Genomic DNA, 26,150 nt, shown 5'->3' with positions numbered 1-26,150 from the left:
ACCTTGAATACCGTATTTATCTTGAGCTTGTTTGTAAGTCATCTCGCCTTTTTCAACTTGCTCGACAACCGACAATTTAAAAGCGAGTGAGTAATCCTTTTGAGTTCGTTTAGTGGTTGATTTCATGATGCTCTCCAATTCATTGATTGAAAAGTGTCAACCTTATTTAGGACGGGTCAGGTCACAAAGAAAAAGGGTTGCTAATGTTAGCAACCCTTTTTTATTGTTTTACAAAGCGCGTTTATAAAGCGTTTTATTTACCGTGAGCGATTATTTAACACCTAATTCGCGTAAACGCTCTAGTAAGTAACTTTCTTGAGTGTGACGCTCAGAAAGTTTAACTTCACTGCGTGGGTGCAAGAACAATGGCAACGAAATGCGTGATTTATCTGAACCTTTACCGGTAGGGTTAATTACGCGGTGGCTGGTTGAAGGGAAGTAGCCATTTGAAGCTTCTTGCAGCATATCGCCAATGTTGATGATCAAGTTGCCGAAATCTGCTGGTACATCCATCCACTCGCCATCTTTACCTTGTACTTGTAAACCTGGCTCGTTAGCCGCAGGCAAAATAGTCAATAAGTTAATGTCTTCATGAGCGGCTGCGCGGATAGCGCCTGGCTCTTCATCACCCGTTAGCGGTGGGTAGTGAAGTACGCGCAATAACGTGTTTGGCGTATCTTTGATCATATTAGACAAGGCTTCTGAGTAGTGCTCAGCGACATCGGCAGGGCTGTGCTTTTCTACCCAGTCTAACAACTCAGCAGCTAGATCTGATGCTAATTTGTAGTAAGACAAAATTTCATCGTTTAGTTGTGCTGGAATACGACCCCAAGGGTAAACGTGGTAGTATTCTTTAATGTCCTTTTTGCTATGGCCTTTAGCGGTTTCTGAAATTTCAGGAGCAAAGTAGCCATCTTGCTTTTCGGGATCGAAAGCGAAGTCGTTTTTTTCTTCAGTAGAGAAAAACTCGTACCAATTTTTATAAATTGATTCGACTAATGCCTGCTGAATTGGGTGGTTTACTAGAACGCCAAAGCCTGTTTCACGTAAGCTCTGAACAAATTTTTGAGGGGCATCCTCAGCTGTATAGTCTACGACTTGCACTTGCATAATTTTCTCCACGAATTTTTAGCGGCCGATTTTATCGCCTATTCTATCACTTACAAGCAAAAACCTGAATAATTGGTCAAACTTTTGATGTAGATCATTGTCAACCGCAGCTGCGACCTTTGTGCTGCTATGTTATTTAGCCAGTATTTTGGTCAAAACTGGTTTATTCGCATTTTAGTTGAGATTAAGTATAGTGGTACTGAAGTCAATCGAGAGGATTTTTATTGATGGGCAGATTATTAACTGTGGCGTTAGGTATTAGTGCACTGCTTATAGGTGGTTGTGCTAGTCAAGAGCAAGCATGTGAAGATGTTGTATTGGCAAGTGAGCAAATACAGGAATGTCAGTCGTTGCAGCGACAAATTGTTAAAGCTAAAGGTCGTCCGGTGATCAGAGGTGAGTTAGAGCGACGTTTTCAGCAAGATTGTATTGATATTCGCTATTACAGAGATGACAAACAAGTAGCGATTTGCAATAACAAAGCTAGTATTGAAGCGTTACAAAATAAACTAAAACAGTAGAGAAATTTATTCGAGTAATGGCGTTCACTTGTGGTATGCTCGAAGGTTGATAGTTTGCCATTTATCGATGTTTTTGACACGTTGATAAATGGTTGCAACAGTCCATTAGAGTATGAGTAAAGTTAGTAAATCAATGTCTGAATTAACCGCTGCTGAGTATGCCAATGTCGCTGACGAGTTGGCGGCGCTCAAGGTAACCAATCAAAACCTACTGGCACGCCACAACGCTTTACTCAAACTCAATAAACTCCTTTATCAGTGTCATGATTTAAGCTCGTTTTACCAGCAAATTCATCAAACTATTGCCTCTTTGATGTTTGCCCAGAACTTTTACATCGTGATGTATGATCCGACATTCGCCACGTTAGAATTTGTTTATCATGTCGATGAGAAAGACAGTGTACCTGAAGGCGTTATTGAATACGATCAGCTCGCTGGCTCCTACACTCATCACGTTATCAGTACCGCTAAGCCATTCTTAGCAACGTCAGATACGGTACTTCCGCTAGTAACAGACGGAACAATTAATGCTCAGGGAAATACTGCTGTCGATTGGCTTGGAGTACCACTGCTAAGCGATGGCTATGTTGTTGGGGTTATGGTGGTACAAAGTTACTCAGATCAAACCCGTTATAGCCAACAGGACTTAGAGCTGCTCGATTTTGCTGGTCAACAAATTGTTCACGCCTTGAGTCGTGTGCAAGATCAAGAGCGTTTGCAACAGGCCGTAGACGCCCGAACTAAAGAGTTAATGCAGCAAATTAGAGAGCGAGAACGATCGGAATTACTGCAAGAGTCGCTATTTCACATTTCTCAGTTGACGAACAACCCTGATATCGCAATTAATGATTTTTATCATCAAGTGCACAATATTATCGGTCAATTAATTAATACCTCGAACTTCTATATTGCGCGTTTTAACAGCGAAAGTGACACCCTCAACTTCGTCTATTACAGCGATCAAAACTCAGAAAATTTGATGCGAGATTTTGAGCCACGCAAGATGGCGAATGGTTACACTGAATTAGTGATTAGACGCGCTAAAACCATCTTGCTTGACCGCAAACAAATGATGGAGCTATATCACTCTGGTGAAACGGCTAAACCGAGTGACGAGACTCACTCTTGGCTTGGTGTACCATTAATTCATCACGGTGAAGTGATTGGTACCATCGTGATTCAAAGTTATCGCGATGACAATGAATACAATCAACAAGACGCGGACTTACTTAATTTTGTCTCTTATCATGTTTGTTCTGCTATTAAGCGTCGTGAAAGTGTTGAAGATGAAAAACTTGCCCACGAACTCTTGGAGCGCCAAGTAAAAATTCGCACCAAAGCGTTAGAAGAAGAAATAAAAAATCGACGAGCAATTGAAGATAAACTCAAACACGCTGCTTCTCACGATGGCTTAACTGGGCTTGCCAATCGCGGTGTATTTGTCGATTTACTCAACCACGCCATTGCATGTCGCAAGCGCAGAGAAAATTTTCAATTCGCGGTGTTGTTTTTAGATCTTGACCGTTTCAAAGTAGTTAACGACAGTTTAGGTCACCACGCTGGTGACAGCTTACTCAAAGTGGTGGCAAAAGAGTTATCTACAATTGTCCGAGAAAAAGATACGGTTGCCCGTTTAGGTGGTGATGAATTTGTTATCTTGATTGAAGATATCGAATCAAAGCAGGAAGCGTATGAAATTGCTGGCCGCATTACCGAGTTATTAGAGCGACCTTTTTATATCGAGAACCAGTCTATTTTTATTGGCACTAGTATTGGTGTGTTATTTAGTGACGACCGCTACGACAATGCCGATATTATGTTACGCGACGCTGATACCGCGATGTATCACGCTAAAGACAAGGGCAAAGGTCGTTATGAAGTGTTCGATGCGAGCATGCAAAAGAAGATTCAAAACGCATTCACGTTAGAAACTGACATTCGCGAAGCAATAGAAGCGTCGGAGTTCATTCCATATTTTCAACCGATTGTTAATCTTAACAATGACAAAGTAGTGGGGTTTGAAGCACTTGCCCGTTGGCAAAGTCACAAGCGAGGGTTAGTGTTCCCCGATGAGTTTATTCCGCTTGCCGAAGAAACTAATCTGGTTATGGCTATCGATTTACAAATTATTGAAAAGTCTTGCCAGCAACTGAAAAAGTGGCAGCAGGAGTACGATAATCACAACCTATATGTCAGTGCTAACTTGTTCTGTAACCACTTTTTTAACGCGACCCTAGTCGAAGATATTCGCCACATTTTAGATCGCGTTGGTTTAGCTCCTGAGCATTTGCGTGTCGAGTTGACCGAAAGAGCGCTACTGGAAAACAGCGAAACTGTGCTGGCCAATATGCAGGGCTTAAAACAACTCGGCGTAAAAATATTACTGGACGATTTTGGCACGGGTTATTCAAGTTTGAGTTACTTGCATCGCTTTCCGATCGATGTCTTAAAAATAGATCGCTCCTTTATTAATAATGTTCACGAGCACGATAATCACCGTGCCATTATTAAAACTATTATCGATTTGGCAACGAGTTTACAAATGGCGACAGTTGGTGAGGGTATCGAAAACCTTGAAGATGCAGACTTGTTGAAACGCATGGAATGTAATTTTGGGCAGGGTTATTACTTTGCCAAACCTATGCCCGCTGAAAATTTTGATAGCCACTATTTTTCTTGATTGTCGTTAGGAAAACGCTTAGCACTAATGGCTAAGCGTATTTCGATCGAACTCGTGGTATTTAACCACTAAGCTTGAGCAAGTGCTTGCTCGATATCAGCAATAATGTCGTCAATATCTTCAATACCGACAGAAATACGCACTAAATCTTCAGAGACACCAGCTGAAGCTAGCTCTTTGGCATCAAGCTGACGATGAGTTGTTGAAGCTGGGTGACAGGCCAGTGATTTTGCATCACCAATGTTAACTAAGCGTAAAATCATTTGCAGGGCATCGATAAACTTAGTACCTGCTGCACTACCGCCTTTAATACCGAAACTCAAGATTCCCGAGGCTTTGCCATTAGTGATACGCTGACATGTTTGATGATAAGGGCTAGTTGTTAGCCCAGCGTAGTTAACCCAGCTCACTTTGTCGTGATTATTCAAGTAATTGGCGACTTTCAAGGCGTTTTCACAGTGACGCTCCATCCGCAAGCACAGTGTTTCTAAGCCCTGCATAATTAAAAACGCATTGTGAGGGGAGAGGGCCGCGCCAGTATTGCGCAGTGGTACCACTCGACAGCGGCCAATGTAGGCAGCATCGCCTAATGCTTCAGTATAGGTGACACCGTGATAAGATGGGTCTGGCTCGTTTAACATCGGGAAGCGCTCTTTGTTGGCGACCCAGTCGAACTTACCTGAATCAACAATAATACCACCAACGCTGGTGCCATGACCGCCAATATATTTAGTCAGAGAATGAACGACAATCGCCGCACCGTGCTCAAACGGGCGGCACAGAACAGGGCTAGCAACGGTGTTGTCGACAATTAATGGCACGCCGTATTTTTCACCAACTTTGGCGAGTGCTTCTAGGTCGACAATGTTGCCAGCAGGGTTGCCAATCGATTCACAAAAAATGGCGCGGGTATTGTCGTCAATTAATGCTTCAAAAGCGCTAATATCGTCACCCGAAGCAAAGCGTACCTCAACGCCTTGCTTGGGTAGAGTATGGGCAAATAAATTGTAGGTACCGCCGTACAGTTGGCTAGTGCTGATAATGTTGTCACCAACTGAGGTAATGGCTTGAATAGCATAGGTAATTGCTGCCATTCCTGAGGCGACCGCAAGACTGGCGATACCCCCTTCCATTGCGGCAATGCGCTGTTCTAAGACATCAGTGGTCGGGTTCATAATGCGGGTATAAATATTGCCCGCGACTTTTAAATCAAATAAATCAGCGCCGTGTTGAGTGTTGTCAAAAGTGTACGAAGTGGTTTGATAAATCGGCGTGGTTGCCGCTTTAGTGGTCGGTTCAGAATCGTAACCGTGGTGCAATGCCAAGGATGCTAGTTTCATAGAAAATACCTGCTGTTAAATAATAAGTGCGATTGCTATTGTCTTTGTTAACGAATTTTATTGGTTTTATTGTTGAATTCTTATGCGCTATTTAAGCATAAAAATATTACTACGCAATACTTATGGGCAATAAAAAAGGCTGGAATGAACAGCCTTTAACATTTACCTGCGGTATTTGACCATTTATCCGACGTTTGACTCCATGGTCATCAGCGAGGCGTTACCACCTGCAGCCGTGGTATCAATAGTTACGGTTTTCTCGGTCACCAATTTGTGAATAAGGCTTTCGGCGTTAACTGTGTTAATCAACGGCAAAATCGCACCATTACGGGCCGCAATGAGCTGACCAGCAAGTGCTTTTAACTCGGAGTTAGCCGCCAAGACAGCGCCCGCGAATACCGGCTCTGCGATGACATTGGCCAGATGGCCCAGTTTTACTACTTGGAAAACGCCACTAGTGACTCCAATTTGGTTGAGCAAACCGGCGATTGCTTGTGCCTCGGCAAGGTAGCTCTCTTCAACAACGGCAACAACACAGTTACCTGTCGCCAAACTCGATAGCGTATTAACTAACCACTGCTCGAAATTGGTTTGAGCACAGCGAACGCTGGCAAGCGTGCCTCGTGCTTCAAGCGACAAGGTATTAGATTCACCTGTTGGACCTGGTAACAAGAGTGGTGTCGCTAACGCTTTTTCAATCGCTAATAATTGAGTACGCGCTGAGCTTAATGCACTGGCCAAGGTTTCAGATTTATGATCAGAGGTTTGGCTTAGTACCACTTTATTCGAGGCAAGCTCGGCGAGTAACCGGCGCAACATAGATAGACGCTTGGTTACTGGCGTGAATTGCCAGTCTAACTCGGCTTGTTGAGCAGTGTTCATCAGTCTAGTGATTTGACTTTGAGTCGCCTTACTTGCTTCAAAATCTTGCTCTAGTTGTTGCTGTTGCTGTTCGTCTAACGTTTTCAGGTCAGAGCTATTGGCGGTTTGATTAGCTTTTTCAGTGACTAGCTGGGTTAAGTAATAAGGGCCACCAGCTTTAGGCCCCGTGCCTGATAGGCCACGACCACCAAAAGGTTGAACGCCAACTACCGCACCAATCATGTTGCGGTTAACGTAAACATTCCCCGCGCGTGAACGCGCAGCTAAGTATTCACTCTTGTGTTCGATACGGGTGTGAATACCCATGGTTAAGCCAAAGCCGGTATTGTTAACCTGATTGATGACTTGCTCAAGCTCTTCAGCGCGATAGCGAATAACATGAACCACTGGGCCGAAAACTTCTTTTTTCAGTAGTGATAAGTGTTCAATTTCGACTAACCTCGGTGCGAAGAAATTGTGATCAAAGTCGAAGTTTTCAGGTGCTTTACAGCTGTAGTGAACTTTTGCTTTAGCGCCCAGCGAGGTTAAATAATTAACGTGCTCGTTTAGGGCGTTGAGTGCTTTTTTATCGATAACTGGGCCAACATCTGTACTCAGTAATGCTGGGTCACCAATGTTGAGCTCTTGCATTGCGCCTTTGAGCATGGTGATCACTTTGTCGGCGACATCGTCTTGTAAGAACAATACGCGTAGGGCTGAACAGCGCTGACCGGCACTTTGAAAACCTGAGGTGACAACGTCGTCAACAACTTGCTCAGGCAATGCTGTTGAGTCGACAATCATACAGTTTTGACCACCTGTTTCGGCAATCAGCGGAATAACATCGCCTTGGCTTGGAATGCGCTCAGCGAGCTTGCGCGCTATCCAGCTACCAGTTTCTGTTGAGCCGGTGAACATAACTGCTTTAATGCGCTCGTCTGGCACTATGTGTTGACCAACTTCGCTACCACGAGCAATAACCAGTGATAAGACATGCTCTGGCAAGCCCGCTTGGGTTAAAATTTCGAGTGTTCTCAGGGCAACCATAGAGGTTTGCTCTGCTGGCTTGGCAATAACTGTGTTACCAGTGACAAGTGCTGCCGAGACCTGACCTAAGAAGATTGCCAGCGGGAAGTTCCACGGGCTGATACAAAGGACAACACCACGTGCAGCGAGTTTGTCATCTTGCATCATTTCTTGCGCTCGGGCTGCATAGTAACGACAAAAATCAACGGCTTCTCGCACTTCGGCAACGCCATCAGCTACCGTTTTACCCGCTTCTTTGGTACACAAACCAATAAACTCATTGATGTGCTGTTCTATCAAATCAGCGGTTTTTAACAATACCTGTGCACGCTGTGCGACTTCGGTTTGTTGCCAGCTTGAAAAAGCTTGTTCAGCATTGGCTACCATAGCACTCATTTGCTCTGCGTTATGGTGGTTGATGTAGCCGATAATTTCACTGTGGTTAGCTGGGTTGACGACTGGTTGTGCGCTTTCATCACTGGCCTTGGCTTGTGAAACTGTGTGTTCAAACCAGGTTTTAAGCTCACTCCGCATTTGGGCAACTTTATCGGCATCGGTTAAATCAATACCTTTAGAGTTGGCGCGTTCGCTGCCAAATAGCTCAACCGACTGAGGAATTTGTGGGTTGTATTTGTTTTGCCATGCTTGCACGACTTCAACAGGATCGCTGAGTAGAGATTCAACAGGAATGTTGTCGTCAACAATATTGTTAACAAACGAGCTGTTGGCACCGTTTTCCAGCAAGCGGCGCACCAAATATGCAAGTAAATCTGAGTGCTCACCAACGGGTGCGTAAACTCGACACGGAACATTTTTGTTACTGACGACTTGGTCGTAAAGTGACTCACCCATACCGTGCAAACGCTGGAATTCAAATCCTTGATGGTTGCTAGTCATTTCTAAAATAGTCGCGACTGTGTAGGCATTGTGAGTGGCAAATTGCGGGTAAATAGTATCGCGGTATTCAAGTAGTTTTTTCGCACATGCTTGATACGAAACGTCGGTTGACGGTTTGCGAGAAAATACCGGGAAGTCGTTATAGCCTTCAACTTGAGTGTCTTTGACTTCGCTATCCCAGTACGCACCTTTTACTAAGCGCACCATCATTTGACGGCCTACTTTTTGCGTGATTTGGCGAACCCATTCAATCACGTGTAAACCGCGTTTTTGATATGCTTGAACGGCAATACCGAAGCCGCTCCAGTCGTCGAGTTCTGTATCGGCAAAAACCGCTTCAATGATATCAAGAGAAATATCTAGGCGGTTAGCTTCTTCGGCGTCGACAGTAAAGCCTATGTCGTAAGACTTTGCCGCCAGTGCTAATTGTTTCAAGCGCGGAATCAATTCATCGATAACGCGTTCTTGGTGTGAAAATTCATACCTAGGATGAATGGCTGATAGCTTAATTGAAATACCAGGGCTGCGCTGAGGACCACGGCCATTAGCCGCTTTACCAATGGCGCTGATGGCGGTCATGTAACTGTTAAAATAGCGATCGGCATCAGCCATGGTGCGAGCACCTTCACCGAGCATGTCGTATGAATAGGTGTAACCTTTGGCTTCAGTTTCAACTGCGCGTTCAACGGCGCTATCAATGGTGTGACCCATAACAAACTGAGTGCCCATAATTTTCATGGCGTAGCGCACGGCTTTGCGAATAACTGGCTCACCAAGGCGGCCAACAGTTTTCTTTAACAGGCCAAATTGTTGTTTTTTGTTTTCGTCTGAGTAGTTGACCAACTTACCCGTGAGTAACAAACCCCAAGATGAAGCGTTAACGAAAATTGAGTCACTATTACCGATGTGTGAGCTCCAGTCGCCATGAGCGAGCTTGTCGCGAATTAAGCTATCGGCAGTGGCTTTATCTGGCACGCGCAATAATGCTTCGGCAAGGCACATCAAGACCACGCCTTCTTCCGTCGACAATGAAAACTCGTTGAGTAGTGCGTCGATACCGCCCTTGCCGATTTGGTCTTTGCGAATATTTTCAACCAATTGGCGAGCGTATTCCCATGCACGAGACTTGGCGTCAACTCCGATTTCAGCGATTGGTAACAAGTGCTCAAGCACTTGATTTTCATCCGCGCGATAGTGGTCGCGAATCGTTTGTCTAATTGAACTGGTTGCCGACAATGAGCCATCAAATAACATAGGTCACCCATTTTTGTTGTTAACGATAAAATTAGTGCCGCATTTTAGCGAACAACGCTTAGCATTTGCTGGCTTAATTGCTATATATTCGGTGATTAATGTGGTTAAATCTTATTAATGCAGAATATTGTATTGCGATTAACGTCGCGCCACATAAATACTGGGGTTCCCTGAAAATGGACAAACATAACGTACTCGATCGAATTGATTTATTGATTTTAGACGCTTTACAACAAGATGGCCGAATGTCTAATGTCGACTTGGCAAAACAAGCTAATTTAAGCCCCAGCCCTTGCTTGGAAAGGGTAAAACGCTTGGAGCAAGCAGGCTATATTGAACGTTATCGCGCTGAACTAAACCCCAATTTGCTCAACTATGGCATGTCGGCGTTTATTCAGGTGACATTAGACAGAACCACCGCCGATGTCTTTAATCAGTTTAGGGAACAGGTTGTCACTATTAAAGAAGTCGCGGAATGTCATATGGTTGCCGGCGGTTTTGACTACTTGTTAAAGCTTAGGTTTAAAGATATGGCGGCCTATCGAGAAGTACTTGGCGTGATTGTTGAGTTGCCGGCGGTTTCACAAACTCACACTTATGTCGTGATGGAAAATGTCAAAGGCGATATGGGAGTGCCCTTGAACAGTCGCTAAGCTGACCATACTGTTATATTTATGCACACTTATTTATGCACACTGGTAGGGGGGAGTTGCTGTGGCGATGATTGTATACAGTATGCTGAGTATTTTACTGGGCTTGGCGGCACTTGCCACCAGTACTCAAGAGTTATGTGCTTTCACTCACACCGTTACAACAATCAATGTTAGTCCCGAGCAGATTGCGCTAACCATTTTGGCAATATTCAATTTGGCCGTTGTTATAGTTAAATTGTTTATTCAATTGCCTTTGTTTGACATGAATGCCATTGGCAGTCAACTTTTGGCTGACAGCCAGCAGGCAGATATGCACCATTTGTCGAGTTTTAGTTCAATTCCCGTTATTTAATTTGATTCTACGACCGTTCGCCAGCAAGTTCAGCTCAACTGTCTGGTAATTATTGTCTTCATTCCCTATAGTGGCTCGGTTAAGGTTCACGGTTGATTGTTTTGAACCGATTAAAATCTCTATAGAAAAGTAATAATCATGAAATTGAAAGCACATTTATTGTCAAAAACGACTAGCTTGGTCTCGGCACTGAGTTTATCAATCCTGTTGAGCGCTTGTGGCCAAGACGCAGCTAAAAATGCTGACTCCGGCCAATTAGCCCCCGCGCAAGTGAATGCCGATAACATTAAGGCGCACATTGAGTTTTTAGCTGATGACACTTTATTGGGTAGAGACACCGGTAGTGTTGGTTATCAAATTTCTGCTAACTACGTAAAGTCTTACTTTAAACAGCTTGGTTTAACGCCTATGGGCGATCAAGGCAGTTTTGAGCAAAGTGTTACTTTTAGCAAAACATACTTAGAGCAACAAGGGGCCAGTGTTGTTGTTGAAAATGCCAATGGCACCAGTGAATTGGTTTTTAAAGATGACTATTTAATGTCTGGCTCTAAGCTTTCGACACAAGAGCAAGTCAAAGCCGATACCGTATTTGTTGGCTACGGCGTTATTTCTCCAGACTTTGGCTATGATGATTACCAAGGTTTAGATGTTAAAGGTAAAGTGGTTGTTGCCTTGACAGGCCGCCCAGATGATTTGCCATCAGAAGAGGGCGCACATTTAGGCTCTAGTAGTGAAAAGCTTCGCCATGCCGCAGAGCGCGGCGCAGTGGGGTACATCACGCTTCACACCCCTAAGCGCGAGAAAGTAAGACCATTTGCCGTGTCGGCAAAATATGCAGAAGGTCCTCGTTATGCCTGGTTAGATAAAAATCAACAGGCTTTCGGTGCAAGACCTGAAATCAAAGTAGGCGCTTACCTTCATCACGATAAAGCGGCTGACTTATTTGTTGGTGCTGAGCAAAGCGTTGAACAAGTTTTTGCCGCCGATAGTGCAAATGAAAAAATCAAAGGTTTTGATTTAGCGGCGAAAGTGACATTAGCAAGCAAGAGTCGACACGAGCAAGTCACTAGCCCAAATATTGTTGCGGTGTTACCTGGTTCTGATCCAGTGTTGAAAGACGAATATGTTGTTTATACCGCCCACTTAGATCACATTGGTGTCAGTGAGCACAGCGATCATCAAGATAAAATTAACAATGGTGCATTAGACAATGCTTCTGGTGTCGCTATTTTACTGGAAACAGCGCGATTACTGTCAGGTTTACCCGAAAAACCAAAGCGCTCGATTTTATTTACTGTGGTAACAGCTGAAGAAAAAGGTCTATTGGGGTCAAGTTATTATGCCAATAACCCGACGGTGCCGCAGAGTAAGATTGTTGCAAACGTTAATTTGGATATGCCACTTATTTTATATCCATTCTCAGATATTATTGCTTTTGGTGCTAATCATTCGAGTTTGGGGCCGATTGTTGAACGCGCGGCTGCAAAAGTTGATGTTAGCTTGAGCCCTGATCCTATGCCTGAACAAGCGATTTTTACGCGCAGCGACCACTACAGCTTTGTTAAACAAGGGGTACCTGCGGTATTTCTGATGACAGGCTTTAAATCGAAAGATCCAAATATCGATGGCGGTAAAGTATTTAGAGAGTTTTTATCGACCCACTATCACTCTCACAGTGATGAGATTGAACTGCCAATTCAATATGACGCTGCGGCGCAATTCGCTGAAGTCAACATGATGATAGGGATTGAAATTGCCAATCAGACTGAACGACCTACTTGGAACAGTGACAGCTTTTTTGGTAAAACGTTTGCTCAGTAAGTGAGTTTTTCTCTGCCGAGTTAAGCTTGCAAATGTATATTGCTGCTTAACTCGGTTGATGAAAATCGCTCTGCGGGTTACTGCCTGAAACAAGCCCTTTGCACTATTGTGACGATCAGGTAGACTCAAAGGCCAATAATAATAATAGTTAGACTTTCCCTATGTTCGCTCATGATTACGCCCTGCAAGCCAATGGCTCGTTTGCTCTACCCGATGCCTGTTTCAAAGTTAAAGCACTAATGGATCGCGAAGATTCAACCATTGAAGACTTCGCCAATGTTATTAGTGTAGACCCGTCAATGGCATCGAGGCTTTTGCAAATCGCCAACAGTGCAATTTACAGTTTTCGCAGTGAAGTCAGCACTATTTCAAAGGCGATTACCGTTATTGGTACGCAAGCGCTGTACAACATGATGCTGGTTGACGTTGCGGCCAGCGCTTTTAAACACTTCTCTAATCAAGCCATCGATTTAAAAAGATTTTGGCGAACCAGTGTGTTTTGTGGCCTAGCGAGTAAAAATTTAGCGTTAAAAGCAGGTATTAGAGATATTGAGCGCTTGTTTGTTGCGGGCTTGTTGCAGAACTTTGGTGAGTTAGTGGTGGCTAAAGTGAGTCCTGAATTGGCTAAACAATGTGAACAGTACGATCAACAAACATTACCTTGGCAACTTCAAAAACAACACCTCGGTTTTCTCTACGCGGATATTACCGCTGAACTGCTAAAAATTTGGCAGATACCTGGCAAAATTATTTTGCCGATTGAGCATTTTAATCAGGCTAAAGACAACCAAATTAACAAAGACGTTAAGGTGATTTATTTGGCCTCGCGACTGGCGTTGGTTGACAGTCACCCAGAGGTTTTCGAGTACGACGATAGCGTTGACCAATCACTGTGTCAGAGTTTGAATATCAGTCAGCAAGACTTGAATGAAGCCACTGAATTTGCCAGTAAAGAAGCGGAAAATATTTTGTCGCTAATGAGTGGTCAACTTTACAGTAAACCTTCAGTCTAGTTTGTTGTTTGTTCTTATTGAGCAACCAATATTAGCGTTAGCGCATACAAAACTATACAGCAGTGTAATGACTGGATGTTAAAATGAGCAGACAGTTTGTTAAAAGCTTGTTAGCATCAAAGTAATACGCAAAAACACATTAATCGATTTCTTGGGGAGGAAAGTCCTAATTTTTTGGCACCAAGCCAAACACGGGTAGGTTAATGTGTGACTCGGTTAGTACTTAAAACGGTTAGCGGTAAGCCAACACAACAATAAAGTACAACAATAAATTATAACAATTATTATCAAGGACACTTATGACAGTTGAAAGAGAACTCTTTAGTTCACGACTTGGTTTTATTCTCGCCGCTGCTGGCTCGGCAGTTGGTATCGGTAACTTGGTTGGTTTTCCAGTAAACGCAGCCAAAAATGGTGGTGGTGCCTTCTTATTGGTGTACGCTCTATTCGTTATTTTAGTATGCCTACCTGTGATGATGGCAGAAATGGCGATTGGCCGTAAAACCGTTAAAAACCCAGTAGGTGCATACAATGCGCTGAGCAACAACTCCAAGCTTTGGTCGGTAGCCGGTATTTTTGGCATGTTAACGCCGTTTATGATTGCAGTTTTTTACATGGTGATCACCGTTTGGATCATGGGTTACATGGTAATGGCGGCAACGGGTAACTTAGATCACTTGGCCAGTGGTGCCGCTTTTGGTGAGTTCATCAATAGTTATTACGTGTTTGGTGCAATGGCAATAGTGGTGGCAATTGTTGGCGTAATTTTGTTATCGGGCGTTAAAGAAGGTATTGAAAAAGCTGCCAAAACCCTGATGCCAGCGCTGTTTGTTATGTTGGTGTTATTGGTTGCATTTGTTTTAACCCGCGACAATGCTTTTGCCGGTTTGCGTTTTTTCTTAATTCCTGACATTGATAAACTTAACCCGTCGGTAATTAATAGCGCCTTGTCACAAGCATTTTTCTCATTGTCACTCGGCATGGGTATTCTGATTACCTATGGCTCTTATATTGATCGCCGCACTGATATTGTTGGTTCTGCAAAACTGGTTGCCATTACTGATACCGGTGTTGCCTTTACTGCCGGCTTAATGATGTTGCCAGCGGTTTTCTCGTTTAATCCTGAGGTCAACCCGCAAGAGTTGAGTGATAGTTCAGTATCATTAATTTTCACTTTCCTACCGAAAATTTTCTTGGCGTTACAAACCTCAATTGGTTACGTTGGTGCGAGTGCGGTTGCGGTTGTCTTTTTTACTTTAGTCTTTTTTGCCGCGATTACTTCACTGGTCTCGATTATCGAAGTACCTGTTGCTTACTTGGTCGATGAAAAATGTCACAGCCGTAAGAAAGCGCTAACGACTTTGTTAATGACCGCAGGTATTTTGACTTTGTTCGCCACGGTTTCGTTCGGTATGGTGCCATTCTTTACCGAGTTTGTTCACTACGCCGGCGCGCCAAAGTCGTTCTTTGATATTATTTACGACGTCTTTTACGACACTATTTTACCGCTGAACGGTTTCTTGTTGTGTTTGTTTGTCAGTTATCGCTGGCGCAAAGCCAATCTTTCTGCCGAGCTAGCGGTGGGTAACGACAAATACCAAGGCTCATGGATTGAAAAGTACGTTAACCTTTCACTGAGTACTTTTATTCCGGTTATTTTGTTAGCAATCTTTTTAAACACAGTTGCACAAAAGTTTTTTGCCTACAACTTACTTGGATTGTAGTCTCGCTGAAGTATTCGGCTTAATGCCTAAAGATAATCATGATTGAGAAAAATCAAAAAACAGCAATAAGCTATGCGCTTATTGCTGTTTTATTATGGTCGACTGTCGCAACTGCTTTTAAGTTGGCATTAAACCAACTAACACCGCTACAGCTAATGTTTTATAGCTCAGTGTTTAGTTGGCTTTTCTTGCTTGCTTGTTTATTAAAGCAAAGGCAATTGCGTGCAGTTATTCCTGCCTTTAAAAGCCAGCCATGGTTATACCTAAAGCTCGGCAGCATTAATCCCTTTCTCTACTATTTAGTACTGTTTAAAGCTTACGACTTACTACCAGCGCAACAAGCACAGGCGCTCAACTATACCTGGGCGATTACACTGAGCTTATTAGCAGTTCCTATGTTGGGACAACGGTTGAAGCGAGCGGATATTTTGGCATTAAGCCTCGCTTATTTTGGCGCCTTAATAATAAGTACTAAAGGGCAATTTACGGCGCTCAACTTTGACAGCCCTCTTGGCGTTGGCTTGGCATTGTTGAGTACTTTGCTGTGGTCCTTGTATTGGATTTTCAATACTAAAAATAAAGACCAACCAATATTGAGTTTGTTTATTTGTTTCAGTATTGGTTTAGTGCTTATTGCTCTCTTGGCCAGTTGGCAGCGTGCTTGGTATTTACCTGATACCTATGGCATTGCTGCCGCGGCCTACGTTGGCCTTTTTGAAATGGGTTTAACCTTTGTTTTATGGTTGATGGCCATGCGAACAGCAGAGAACACTGCGAGCGTGAGTAATTTGATTTTTATTTCGCCATTTCTTTCCTTGATATTTATTGCTACTCTACTAGGTGAAGCTATACATGGCGCGACCTTGGTGGGATTAGGCTTTATTGTTACCGGATTGATTTGTCAAAAAATGTATAAGAAATAAACCGACAATATCAGGCACTGTTCTTGCTGCTGTAACACTATCCTTGCTAGGTTTTTGACGCTATGTGATCCAAGAAGGAATTGGTTATGCAAAAGCATATTTGTGCCCAAATGGTATCAGCGACTCAACATTTGATGTCGTACGTTGATCGCGATTTCTATTATCGTCATGCCAGTTGTGGTTATCAGGCTCTACTCGGTTTGCCAGTTGAGCAAATTATTGGCAAACACGTTAGTGAGCTACACAGCTCGGAAGTCTACAAGAATTCAATCGAACCCAAGTTAGAGTCCTGCCTAAAAGGAGAGCAGATTCATCATCGAATCTGGGTTGATAGTGCCAACCTCGGCCGTCGATTTATCGACGCGACCTTAACACCTATTGTTGAGCCTAGTCAGGAGATTACTGGCATAGTGGTTAGCGCTCACGATATTACGGATCTCGTTGAATTACAGCGCGAATTAGAGGAACTTAGTGCCCGTGATGAACTTACTAAGTGTTTTAATCGCCGTTATCTTATTGAATCGATGCGACAATTATTGGCAAAAATTCAACGAGATAATTCAGTGATTGGCATTGCCTTTTTTCTCGATCTCGATAATTTTAAATCGTTGAATGATCAGCATGGCCACCTCGCTGGTGATCACGCGCTAAGAACTATCTCAGAGCGCTTACAGGGCGTGGTGAGGGCGAATGACGTGTTGGCTCGTTACGGTGGTGATGAGTTTGTTTTACTTTGTGAGTTGTCGAGTAATGACTGGCCACAGGCACTTAGCACAGCTAAAGTCATTAGCGATAAGATTAAAGTCAGTTTTTCGGAGCCTTTTGACTACCAAAATCAACCGATTAATTTAGCTTGCTCAATTGGCTTTACCTTAATTGATCACTACGACACCAGTATCGATATGATATTACAGCGGGCAGACAACGATATGTACAATTGTAAGCAGTCGAGTAGAACTCGATAACCCGCCTTTTAATGTGATAAAGAATTTTGCCATAGTGTTGAATAATAACGACTATTAAGTGATAGCAGCTTCCTTAGCAACAAATACTATCGTAAAGTAGTAGCGAGATTTTTGATCCGCGCGTTGACACTTTCCCTTACCCTTTGATCGCAGCTGGTTAGTCTCTAATAAAACACTCACTAAATAGAAGTTGGTCTTATCAAAAGGACGTTATTTTGTCGTCAAATGCAAAAACATCGGTGCTCAATCAAGCGTTAAAAAAAGGCTTTTGGGATATGTTGCCACTCAATTTAGCGGTAATTCCTTGGGGAATTTTATGTGGTTCATTGGCGATTCAACGAGGCTTTTCTGAGTTTGAATCGATGTTGATGCCTGCACTGGTTTTTGCCGGTGCGGTGCAATTGGTTTCTATTGAGCTTATCGCCAGTAATACTTCGATTATCACATTGTTGTTTACCGCTTTTATTATCAGTTCTCGGCATTTTTTATATGGTCTCGCGCTGCGTCATAAAATGAAACAATTGACCACTAAATGGCGTTTGAGCTTGGGCTTTTTACTGACCGATGAGTTATTCGCACTTTCTGGTCATAAACGGTCTTTTGTTGGTAAAGTGCGTTGTTATTACGCGCTGGCTGCTGGCGGTAGTTTTTACGTCAATTGGTTGATTTGGAATGCACTTGGTGTGACTGCGGGTAATATTTTTCCCGACCTTACCGAGCTCGGCTTAGAGTTTGCGATTGCGGCAACCTTTATTGCCATTGTTATTCCTGCCGTTGTTAATTTGCCCACGTTGGTCAGCATTGTTGTTGCTGGTGTTTTGGCGGTGGTCTTTGAGTTATGGCATTGGCAGTTTGGCTTAGTGGCTGCCGCTGTTATTGCTATGTTCAGTGGTTACAGTTGTGAGTTATTGCTCAAGCGTATGAATAGAGGGCTGAGCGAATGACAGTGTTAACGATAATTTTGCTGGCCATGGTCACTTTTCTGACCCGTTATTTGTTTATTCACCCTAAGTTACCCTTAAACATCGGTCCTCGGCTGGAGCGTTTTTTGAGTTATAGTGGACCAACAGTATTGACGGCTATTTGGGTACCGATCATTTTTGTTGAACACGGTAAATTTAACAGCGATTGGTCTAATCCATATTTAATCGCGGCGATTATTGCTATCATAGTGGCTAAAGTGACACGCAATGTATATTTGACCATTGGTCTTAGTGTCTCTGTTTTTGTGCTGTGTAAATTTTATTTATTTACTTAGTCCCTTTGAACCTCTGCCTTTAGCTTTTTCGCCACATTTTATGCTTGAATACATCGAAATTGCTGACTTGTCTGAATGTCAGCGCCTTTTTCATGGCCGCGGCCATGCTTATCCTGAGTTGTCGCATGTTAATGTAGACTGGTTTTCGCCCGTGTTATTAATCACTTTGTACGAAGAAGTTGATACCGATTGGCTTGAGCAACAGGTTCAAGGTTTACGTGCTTTAATTCCCGAATGTCGCTGTGTACAAGTGCAATACCGCTGTCGTCCAATGGCACCAACTGAGTGTTTGTGGGGGGAAAATATCGAGCAAATAACTGTTTATGAGCATGGCTTGAAATATCATATCACCTTGAGCAAAGCGCAAAATTTTGGTCTTTTTCTCGATATGGCGAATGGTCGTCGCTGGGTTAAAGAACACAGTAGTGATAAAAACGTGCTTAATCTGTTTGCTTATACCTGTGCGTTTTCTGTTGCCGCCATTGCCGGTGGTGCCAAACAAGTGGTCAATATAGATTTGAGTAAGGCATCGTTGGCAAAAGGGCGTGATAACCACAGGTTGAATGATCAAGATTTAGACAAGGTCGTATTTCAAGGAGTTGATATTTTTAAATCGTACAGCCGTTTGAAAAAGTTTGGCCCTTACGATTTATTGATTTCTGATCCGCCTTCGTTCCAAAAAGGCAGTGTTGATATTGCTCGCGACTACGGCAAAATTATTCGCCGTGTTCCGCAATTATTGAAGCCAACTGGTGATGCTTTGCTGTGCCTTAATTCACCCGATTTGTCGGAACAATTTCTCTTTGAACAAGTGCGACAAGAATGTCCCGATCTAAAATTTATTGAGCAACTAGATAACCCCGCGGTGTTTAAAGAAGCTCATCAAGGTAAGGGGTTAAAAGTTTTACACTTTAAATATCTACCCAAATAAAGACTAGGTTGTTACCACTCTTATTGCCAATAGTACCAATACACTACCGGCAATGCGGTCAATAATATGGCTGTTGCGGTGTAGCTTGTTTAAAAAGGCTTCTCGTGAGATAAAGAATGCGACAATGAGGTACCAAAGTGTGTCTAAAGTACCAACTGTCGCGACAAGAATAAACTGCTGTAGCCAGCTGGCATCAGGTTGAACAAATTGGCTGAATAGTGCGATAAAGAAAATCGCTAGTTTGGGATTGAGAAAGGCGATGAGAAAACCATCGCGCCAGCCATTGACTGATTTGTTGGTTTCCTCGCTTTGGTCTTTGACTAATACGGCAGACTTTTTACTCATTAAGCCTTTCACGCCAAGGTAAAGCAAAAATGCTGCTCCAGCGTATTTAATCAAATTAAACAATGCAGGTGATTCTGCGATAACAATACCAATGCCTGTGATACTAATGATCGCGTATAAGGTAACCCCAAAACCATGACTAATAGCAGTTGCTGAGCCGCTTTTATAACCACCGTTAATCGTGTTTTTGAGGACAACGGCGAGGCTTGGTCCCGGTGATAGAGCACCTAAAAAACAGATAATAACAAATGATAACCAAAGGTGAAGTTCCATGGTGACTACTCTCCCAATACTGTTTCGCTTCGCTTTAGTCGGTATTAGCTTCGGCGTTTCTGTAATAAAGCCGTAAGATAACATATTCTGTTATTGTTTTTACTTTTTAGATGCATTGGTATTTTGATCAACATCTGTGACCCTTACTCGTAAAAAACTGGCAAAACGAGGGATATTATTTTTAGTAACGCCATAATATTTGTAAGTCACGGTAGCACCGACTTCAGGTGGATATTGCCGTTGTTTGTCGGTAAAGCCAGATCCTATTTTGAATTGAACGCCTGCTGGAGTTTCTACTAACAGTGCACCAAGTTTGCCGCTGTATTTACCTTTACCGGGTAAATGGGCTAAGACTACGGCTTCGGCATCTTGATAGCGTTTTAACTTCATTAATTGGGGATTTCGTCCTGCTTGATAACTTGCATCTTGGTGATGAAGCATGAGACCTTCGCCGCCAGAAGCGACAACGGTATTGAGCATGTTGTCTAATGCTTGATTTGAACTTAACTGTCGCTGCCTGACAATATCAAGAGATTGGTCAGTGATACTTTGTTGTAGTGTATTCATTGCTTGAACTCGTTGGCTGAAGTTACCACCGTGGTCGGGTAAATCGAAGACCATAAAAGTCATTTGTTGCCAACATGAATCGTTATCTGTTTTGCGCCTAACACAGCCTGATGCGAACTCAAACCTTCCTCGTCCAGCCCACAGCTCTCCGTCCAACGCGTGCTTTGGCCAATACTGGCTGAACCATTTCGGGGCGTGAATTTGATTTCCCCGCCTGGTATATAGATGTTGACCATCCCAATAACCGCGAACGCCATCGAGCTTTTCACTCACCCAGTAATCGCCAATATTTAATTGAGATTTATAAACAACGCCGTGTTGAAGTTTTAACGTTTTAGTTGCAGTGCTTTCTGCATGAGAGGTAAGTGAGATAACCAATGTGATGGCTAAAAATTGTAGTATTTTCATACCAGCTCCTTGCTAATATCGAACAATCCTTATCGAGAGTATAGCGCTAGTTTGTCAGTATTGCCGACAGCAACTATGCTAATAATACGAATCTTCAAGTTAAGGATAACTTATGAGAGCCAGCCAATCTTTTTTCTTTGTTTCAATAAGCTGCTTGGTACTTGCTGTTGTTAATATCGCGAGTGCCGGTCAGCAAGACTGTCAGTCCTATGAAAATAAACTAAAGTTGTTGCAGATTAAGCAAAAGCAAGGCAATAGTGCGAAGCGTCAACAGTCGCTAAAAACGCAAGAAGACAAAGCGTGGAAAAAGCTACAGTTGTGCAAACGCGGTCAATTGACAGGTAAAAGCAATACCAAGAGTAAAGGTAAAAAGGGGAGTAAAAAGAAAAAGGTCGCCAGTAAACAGAAGAGTATTGCGGCGAAAAAGCATCAAGCAAGTGTCAACAAGCATGAAACGCGTAAGCCGTTAACGTCACTTGTTGCCAATAACCCTGTAGTGATAAAAAGCAAGTATCAAGGCAAGCAGCTGCAAGCTTGGCTGAATTTTTATCAGTCGCCTAAACGTTGTCGCAATACTAAAACGATGCAAGACTTTGTTTGGTGTGCAGAAGACAAGCAGCGACAGCAGGTCATCTTCGAACAGCAGTATTAGCTCAGCGTGATAAATATTGGTGAAATTGACCAAAAATAAATGTCACCTCTGATGATATTTTTTATCTATTTGATATTTAAAGACTAATTTATTGGCGTTAAAGCTGCTTTCAAATTTTGTCTTTATCTTGAGAGGGTTGCTGTTTTGGAGCAAATAAAAAGAAAGCTGTGGTTACTTGGTGGTTTTTTTTGGTGTTCGTCGGGACTGTTTTTGTTATTTTACCTGGGCCCGCGTTTATCTTTTTGCCGCTTGGTTTAGCGATGCTGAGTAGAGAATACAATTGGGCGCGAGTTTGGCTGAGAAAAGTGCAAAAAATGACGAACAGTAGCGCGAAGAAATTAGATGCCTTGTTTGCTAAGCGCTGGCGGCGTTGATAGCCTCCAGCGCTTGTTTTTACCAGAAAATTAAGCAGTATAGTTGGCTTTTTTCTCGATGTAGTCGGCCACTACTTTGTCCATAGTGTCTGCGCAATACGGACGTAAACCACTTAATAACATGTGCTTTTTGCCGTGACCAATGACTTGCTGGTTAGCAATCAAATCAAATTGTAAGCAGGCGGTAGCTCGCTTGCCTTCAATCGTCAGACTAGTATCAGCCAATGCAAGTTCTACCTCTGCTTGAGGAAAGCTAGATAGGGTAATCGACATGCTTTCGTACATAATCATTGGCCGAGTTGGGTTAATCATGACGCCGTTTTCCGCCATCAATTTAACTAATATATGTGGGAAGGTGTGACCAGAAAATTCGACATAGGCTTTGGTGAGCGAGTCAATTAATTTATCGTCTTTGCTATGCGTACCATGGGCACTGACACTTAAAAATTCTTTGCCATTGTCGTCAGTAACGGTAGCTGTGTCTTCAATTACACTTGGAAAGTTTAGGTTGATGTCGTTACTGACCATACCTAAAAAATTAAAGTGCATATTTTCGTACAAACCGAGTTTAGCCAGCATTACTGCGAACAATAAGTCGCCAGGAACACAAAACTTTTTGGCGTCGATATCGTGAAGAGGATTAAAGTCGTCAGCGATATTTTTGGCAAAATCACTTGCTTGCTGGCGGCTAAAAAATATTTGGTCTTGCTTGGTATGATAGTACTGTTCGATAAACATTTTGGCGTTCTAATAAGAATAAATAATAAAAAACGCGCTATTCTAGCAAGTTGGTCGGGTTAAATCGAAAACAAAACCACTAAGCAGACCAGCTTTGCTGGTAATCTTGACTATTGCTGTCGCGAATATTGACTGTTCTGGTTTGAGACTAGTTGCTCTTTTTCTCTCTTGGTTAGCTGCTTGAGTTGGTATTCTCGCTTACAGGCAAGTACTCGGTTTTCTTGCTGTTCTGCATAAGCCAATGCTACCGGGCGTCTTACTCTGGTGTACTTGGCGGCCTTGTTACTCGTATTGTGTTCTGCTACTCGTCGTTCTATATCTGTTGTTACGCCTGTATATAAGCTGTTGTCACAACACCTAAGCATGTATACGTACCAGGGCTTACTGCTCGACATAAGTACTTTATCAATATTCTATACTGAAGTTAGTCTATTATAGCGGGAACAAGGTATAATTAGTCGAGATAAAAACAAATTAAAATAGCAATTATATGAATCAAACAGCTTCTGGTGCTCTAGCCAAATTGAGTAGCCAATTATTTAAAAACGGCGATATCGAATACGCCTTACCAGTAGGGCAAGAGCGCATAGCGCTCAATCAGTTATTGGGTAAAACCCTAACCATTAACTTTGATGGTGAGATAAAGTGCAGTCACTGTGGTCAAGCGACTAAAAAAAGTTATTCACAAGGCTTTTGTTATCCCTGTACTCAAAGGCTTGCGCAATGTGATATGTGTGTGATGAAACCTGAAACCTGTCACTTTGATCAAGGCACTTGCCGCGAACCTGCGTGGGGAGAGCGCAATTGCATGATTGGCCACTATGTTTATTTGGCCAATACTTCTGGCGTAAAAGTGGGGATTACCCGCCATACTCAAATTCCGACCCGTTGGGTTGACCAAGGCGCTAGCCAAGCGTTGCCTATTTTTTATGTCAAAAGTCGCTTGATTTCGGGCTTAGTTGAAGTTGCACTTGCTGACTTTATCAACGATAAAACCAATTGGCGCGCTATGCTCAAGGAGCCAGCAGCAGTGATTGATTTAAAGCAACAAGCGCAACAGCTAATGCCAATGATTGAAGAAAAACTCGCCGACATCAAAGCAAAATATGGTGAAGACTGCATCGAAGCTTTAGATGAAGATGTCGTCGAGTTAACCTATCCTATTAATCAATATCCCGAGAAAATCACGTCGTTAAATCTGGATAAAACACCGACCATTTCAGGTGTTATTCAAGGAATCAAAGGGCAATATTTATTACTCGACACTGGCGTAATCAATATTCGAAAATACGGCGCTTATCAAGTTAGTGTTGAAATCAGCTAAAAATTTCTTATCTTATAGATAGGTATTAGTTTTATTGGTTGCAATTGAGAACGAGTACTATATGACAGCAAGTGAACTTGCCAAGCAAGCGAGCGATATTTTTGTTTTATCTGATTCCTTTTTACAGATAAAAGCCCTCATTGACGATGAGAGCTCTACTATTGATGACATTGCTGATGTTATTTTAGTTGATCCCGCTTTAGCGGCGTCAGTGCTTAAGTTAGCCAATAGTTCGTTTTTCAACTATCCGCGTAAAATTGATACCTTATCTAAAGCAATACTAGTTCTTGGTATTACTGAAATTTACAACTTAGTGATTGCTAAATGTACTAGTGATGCATTTAAGAACCTCGAGGCCGATAGCAAATATTTAGATAATTTTTGGCTTGATAGCGTGTTTACTGCCTTGGTGATAAAAGCGTTAGGGCATCAGTTAAAAGTACCAAACGCTGAGCGGCTGTTTGTCCTTGGTTTACTGCACAATTTAGGCGAGTTGGTTGTTGCTCATTACAACCCTGAAGTCGTTGAGCAAGCGACACCTGGGCAAGGGCAGCTTTTACCTTGGCATAAGCAGACACAATTATTGGGGTTTAGTTATGCACAGTGCAGTGCCGAGCTATTTAAGTGTTGGCAATTGCCTTTTAGTATTGTAGAGCCGATTCGCCGTCAAGACCAAGATGAAGAGCTTAGTTCACTAAATATCGATGTGAAATTGTTGCATGTTGCCAAGCGTATCATGCTGAGACAGGCTTACTACGATAAGTTGAATTATACAGATTTAATCAATGAACAATTGTTGAACGAGGTCAGTTTGACTGAGCAAGATTTGAATAAAGCACTGGAGTTTGCTCAAGTGGAGCAATTTTCAATCCTTGCGATTATTGCTCCAAATGCGGCTAATGTTTTTTAACTTAGTGGCTTCTGTTAACCGCGAGGTTTGCCAAGCTAATTAGCGCCTGTTTGTGATCTGATTCTGGCAGTACAGATAAGGCATTAATCGCTTTATCCGCTTCTTGTTCTGCTATTTTGCGCGCGTATTCTAAAGCGCCAGTTTCTGACATTGCTGTTAAAATAGCCTCTAAATGCTCCATGCCATTGGCTTTTTCAATCGCCTCTCGAATGAGCGCGCTTTGTTCGACAGAACCGTTGTGCATGGCGTAAAGTAAAGGTAGCGTTGGTTTACCTTCAGCGAGATCGTCACCAACGTTTTTCCCCATTTCGGCGCTGTCGGCGGTGTAATCCATGACATCGTCAATTAGCTGAAAAGCTGTGCCTAAGTGCATACCGTATAAGGTCATTGCTTGTTCAATATCAGCGTTTTTTTGGGCTAATATTGCGGCCAACTGAGTGGCCGCTTCAAATAATTTTGCAGTTTTGCAGTAAATTACCTGCATGTAGCTTGCTTCAGTGGTTTCAGGATCGTTACAGTTCATCAACTGTAGTACTTCACCCTCTGAAATTTTGTTTGTTGCATCTGCTAGCACCTGCATAATGCGCATGTCGTTGAGATCAACCATCATTTGAAATGAGCGGGTGTATAAAAAATCACCCACTAAAACACTGGCGCTATTGCCAAATAAGGCGTTAGCCGTTTCGCGGCCGCGTCGCAATTCTGACTCATCTACAACATCGTCGTGAAGCAAAGTCGCGGTATGAATAAATTCAATAATCGCGGCTAGTTCACAGTGTTTTTCGCCCTGATAGCCCAATGCTCGTGCAGCAAGTACAGTGAGCAAAGGTCTCATTCGCTTACCGCCGCCATTAACAATATAAATGCCCAATTGATTAATTAGGGCAACATCTGATTGTAACTGCTGATAAATAAGCGAATTAACCGCTTGCATATCGTGCTCAGCTAAAGCTTGTATATCTTTGAGAAGCATAAGAACTCTGAACGTTAGGTGATGACTAACCTGTTAACAAAACTGTTGAATAGTGTAGCAAGTTAGCGCTCTTTAGGCGATAAAATTGACCGAGAGTTTACACCAAATCACTCAATAATAAAGGTTTGAGCGGCGATTGATAAAATAATGACGAAAAAACTAAAAAATGATCACTTTTAGACTTGCGATACGGCAAATGTTGGCGTAGAATTCGCGCCCTATATTTTTAAATTTAGCGCTAAGATTAATGGCGCATT

At 42.7% G+C, this 26,150-nt stretch carries 23 protein-coding genes and 1 pseudogene; 15 read left to right on the top strand and 9 right to left on the bottom strand.

The genetic code is table 11. From position 1 onward, the window contains the following. Together J7384_RS12265 and J7384_RS12260 are read right to left on the bottom strand one after the other, a co-directional pair. Nucleotides 1-126: pseudogene (locus tag J7384_RS12265) on the bottom strand (IS3 family transposase); the annotation flags it as partial. 144 nt (nucleotides 127-270) lie between these two features. After that, entirely contained in the window at nucleotides 271-1,110 is an 840-nt protein-coding gene (locus J7384_RS12260; RefSeq protein WP_209114421.1) for an isopenicillin N synthase family oxygenase, read from the bottom strand. A 227-nt stretch (nucleotides 1,111-1,337) separates the two neighbouring features. Here J7384_RS12260 and J7384_RS12255 point away from each other — a divergent pair, with 227 nt between their 5' ends. Continuing rightward, entirely contained in the window at nucleotides 1,338-1,631 is a 294-nt protein-coding gene (locus J7384_RS12255; RefSeq protein WP_209114419.1) for a hypothetical protein, read from the top strand. Between the two features lie 112 nt (nucleotides 1,632-1,743). Next, on the top strand, nucleotides 1,744-4,311 hold the full coding sequence (locus J7384_RS12250) for an EAL domain-containing protein (RefSeq protein ID WP_209114418.1): 2,568 nt from the start codon (nucleotides 1,744-1,746) through the stop codon (nucleotides 4,309-4,311). 68 nt (nucleotides 4,312-4,379) lie between these two features. Here J7384_RS12250 and J7384_RS12245 read toward each other — a convergent pair whose 3' ends face one another. Together J7384_RS12245 and putA are read right to left on the bottom strand one after the other, a co-directional pair. Further along, the gene (locus J7384_RS12245; RefSeq protein ID WP_209114416.1) at nucleotides 4,380-5,651 is read right to left on the bottom strand and encodes an aminotransferase class I/II-fold pyridoxal phosphate-dependent enzyme; all 1,272 of its coding nucleotides are present in this window, start codon (nucleotides 5,649-5,651) and stop codon (nucleotides 4,380-4,382) included. 183 nt (nucleotides 5,652-5,834) lie between these two features. Then, nucleotides 5,835-9,689 carry a bifunctional proline dehydrogenase/L-glutamate gamma-semialdehyde dehydrogenase PutA gene (gene putA, locus J7384_RS12240; protein WP_209114414.1) on the bottom strand — a complete coding sequence of 1,285 codons (3,855 nt, stop codon included), beginning with the start codon at nucleotides 9,687-9,689 and terminating at the stop codon, nucleotides 5,835-5,837. Nucleotides 9,690-9,865: 176 nt separating this feature from the next. Here putA and J7384_RS12235 point away from each other — a divergent pair, with 176 nt between their 5' ends. From J7384_RS12235 to J7384_RS12190, 10 genes are all read left to right on the top strand, one after another. Continuing rightward, nucleotides 9,866-10,342 (top strand): winged helix-turn-helix transcriptional regulator, encoded by a 477-nt coding sequence (locus tag J7384_RS12235; protein ID WP_209114435.1) that lies wholly within the window; start codon nucleotides 9,866-9,868, stop codon nucleotides 10,340-10,342. 61 nt (nucleotides 10,343-10,403) lie between these two features. Continuing rightward, on the top strand, nucleotides 10,404-10,694 hold the full coding sequence (locus tag J7384_RS12230; protein ID WP_209114412.1) for a hypothetical protein: 291 nt from the start codon (nucleotides 10,404-10,406) through the stop codon (nucleotides 10,692-10,694). Between the two features lie 138 nt (nucleotides 10,695-10,832). Then, the gene (locus tag J7384_RS12225; RefSeq protein WP_209114411.1) at nucleotides 10,833-12,515 is read left to right on the top strand and encodes a M28 family metallopeptidase; all 1,683 of its coding nucleotides are present in this window, start codon (nucleotides 10,833-10,835) and stop codon (nucleotides 12,513-12,515) included. Between the two features lie 161 nt (nucleotides 12,516-12,676). Then, nucleotides 12,677-13,528 carry an HDOD domain-containing protein gene (locus tag J7384_RS12220; protein WP_209114409.1) on the top strand — a complete coding sequence of 284 codons (852 nt, stop codon included), beginning with the start codon at nucleotides 12,677-12,679 and terminating at the stop codon, nucleotides 13,526-13,528. Nucleotides 13,529-13,827: 299 nt separating this feature from the next. Next, complete coding sequence (locus J7384_RS12215) at nucleotides 13,828-15,252, top strand: sodium-dependent transporter (RefSeq protein WP_209114407.1); 1,425 nt, start codon at nucleotides 13,828-13,830, stop codon at nucleotides 15,250-15,252. A 38-nt stretch (nucleotides 15,253-15,290) separates the two neighbouring features. Then, complete coding sequence (locus J7384_RS12210) at nucleotides 15,291-16,175, top strand: DMT family transporter (RefSeq protein WP_209114405.1); 885 nt, start codon at nucleotides 15,291-15,293, stop codon at nucleotides 16,173-16,175. An 86-nt stretch (nucleotides 16,176-16,261) separates the two neighbouring features. Next, nucleotides 16,262-17,140, top strand: coding sequence for a GGDEF domain-containing protein (locus tag J7384_RS12205; protein WP_209114403.1), 879 nt, complete (start codon nucleotides 16,262-16,264; stop codon nucleotides 17,138-17,140). 215 nt (nucleotides 17,141-17,355) lie between these two features. After that, nucleotides 17,356-18,084 carry an AzlC family ABC transporter permease gene (locus J7384_RS12200; protein ID WP_209114401.1) on the top strand — a complete coding sequence of 243 codons (729 nt, stop codon included), beginning with the start codon at nucleotides 17,356-17,358 and terminating at the stop codon, nucleotides 18,082-18,084. Then, nucleotides 18,081-18,398 (top strand): AzlD domain-containing protein, encoded by a 318-nt coding sequence (locus tag J7384_RS12195; protein ID WP_209114399.1) that lies wholly within the window; start codon nucleotides 18,081-18,083, stop codon nucleotides 18,396-18,398. The genes J7384_RS12200 and J7384_RS12195 overlap by 4 nt, the downstream gene beginning before the upstream one ends. Nucleotides 18,399-18,438: 40 nt before the next feature. After that, on the top strand, nucleotides 18,439-19,329 hold the full coding sequence (locus J7384_RS12190) for a class I SAM-dependent methyltransferase (RefSeq protein ID WP_209114397.1): 891 nt from the start codon (nucleotides 18,439-18,441) through the stop codon (nucleotides 19,327-19,329). Nucleotides 19,330-19,332: 3 nt separating this feature from the next. Here J7384_RS12190 and J7384_RS12185 read toward each other — a convergent pair whose 3' ends face one another. Together J7384_RS12185 and J7384_RS12180 are read right to left on the bottom strand one after the other, a co-directional pair. Beyond that, nucleotides 19,333-19,947 (bottom strand): LysE family translocator, encoded by a 615-nt coding sequence (locus tag J7384_RS12185; protein WP_209114395.1) that lies wholly within the window; start codon nucleotides 19,945-19,947, stop codon nucleotides 19,333-19,335. Nucleotides 19,948-20,046: 99 nt separating this feature from the next. Further along, nucleotides 20,047-20,922 (bottom strand): DNA ligase, encoded by an 876-nt coding sequence (locus J7384_RS12180; RefSeq protein WP_209114393.1) that lies wholly within the window; start codon nucleotides 20,920-20,922, stop codon nucleotides 20,047-20,049. Nucleotides 20,923-21,034: 112 nt separating this feature from the next. On the opposite strand from J7384_RS12180, the gene J7384_RS12175 reads away from it, so the two are divergent. After that, on the top strand, nucleotides 21,035-21,574 hold the full coding sequence (locus tag J7384_RS12175; RefSeq protein ID WP_209114391.1) for a hypothetical protein: 540 nt from the start codon (nucleotides 21,035-21,037) through the stop codon (nucleotides 21,572-21,574). A 404-nt stretch (nucleotides 21,575-21,978) separates the two neighbouring features. On the opposite strand, the gene J7384_RS12165 is transcribed toward J7384_RS12175, so the two are convergent. Both J7384_RS12165 and J7384_RS12160 read right to left on the bottom strand, forming a co-directional pair. Then, a complete protein-coding gene (locus J7384_RS12165; protein ID WP_209114387.1) occupies nucleotides 21,979-22,686 on the bottom strand; it encodes a DUF3581 family protein in 708 nt (235 codons plus the stop codon). Nucleotides 22,687-22,796: 110 nt separating this feature from the next. Then, nucleotides 22,797-23,081 (bottom strand): GIY-YIG nuclease family protein, encoded by a 285-nt coding sequence (locus J7384_RS12160; RefSeq protein WP_247741772.1) that lies wholly within the window; start codon nucleotides 23,079-23,081, stop codon nucleotides 22,797-22,799. Nucleotides 23,082-23,176: 95 nt separating this feature from the next. On the opposite strand from J7384_RS12160, the gene J7384_RS12155 reads away from it, so the two are divergent. Together J7384_RS12155 and J7384_RS12150 are read left to right on the top strand one after the other, a co-directional pair. After that, nucleotides 23,177-24,010 (top strand): DUF2797 domain-containing protein, encoded by an 834-nt coding sequence (locus tag J7384_RS12155; protein ID WP_209114385.1) that lies wholly within the window; start codon nucleotides 23,177-23,179, stop codon nucleotides 24,008-24,010. Between the two features lie 61 nt (nucleotides 24,011-24,071). Next, nucleotides 24,072-24,920 carry an HDOD domain-containing protein gene (locus J7384_RS12150; protein WP_209114383.1) on the top strand — a complete coding sequence of 283 codons (849 nt, stop codon included), beginning with the start codon at nucleotides 24,072-24,074 and terminating at the stop codon, nucleotides 24,918-24,920. Between the two features lies 1 nt (nucleotide 24,921). Here J7384_RS12150 and ispB read toward each other — a convergent pair whose 3' ends face one another. Next, complete coding sequence (gene ispB / locus J7384_RS12145; protein ID WP_209114381.1) at nucleotides 24,922-25,893, bottom strand: octaprenyl diphosphate synthase; 972 nt, start codon at nucleotides 25,891-25,893, stop codon at nucleotides 24,922-24,924. Nucleotides 25,894-26,150: the final 257 nt, after the last annotated feature.

This window comes from Endozoicomonas sp. G2_1 (assembly GCF_017744155.1).
Taxonomy (GTDB): domain Bacteria; phylum Pseudomonadota; class Gammaproteobacteria; order Enterobacterales; family Alteromonadaceae; genus JAGHQT01.
Note: the sequence above shows the minus strand (reverse complement) of the source record. Positions and strands in the feature narration are given on the sequence as shown.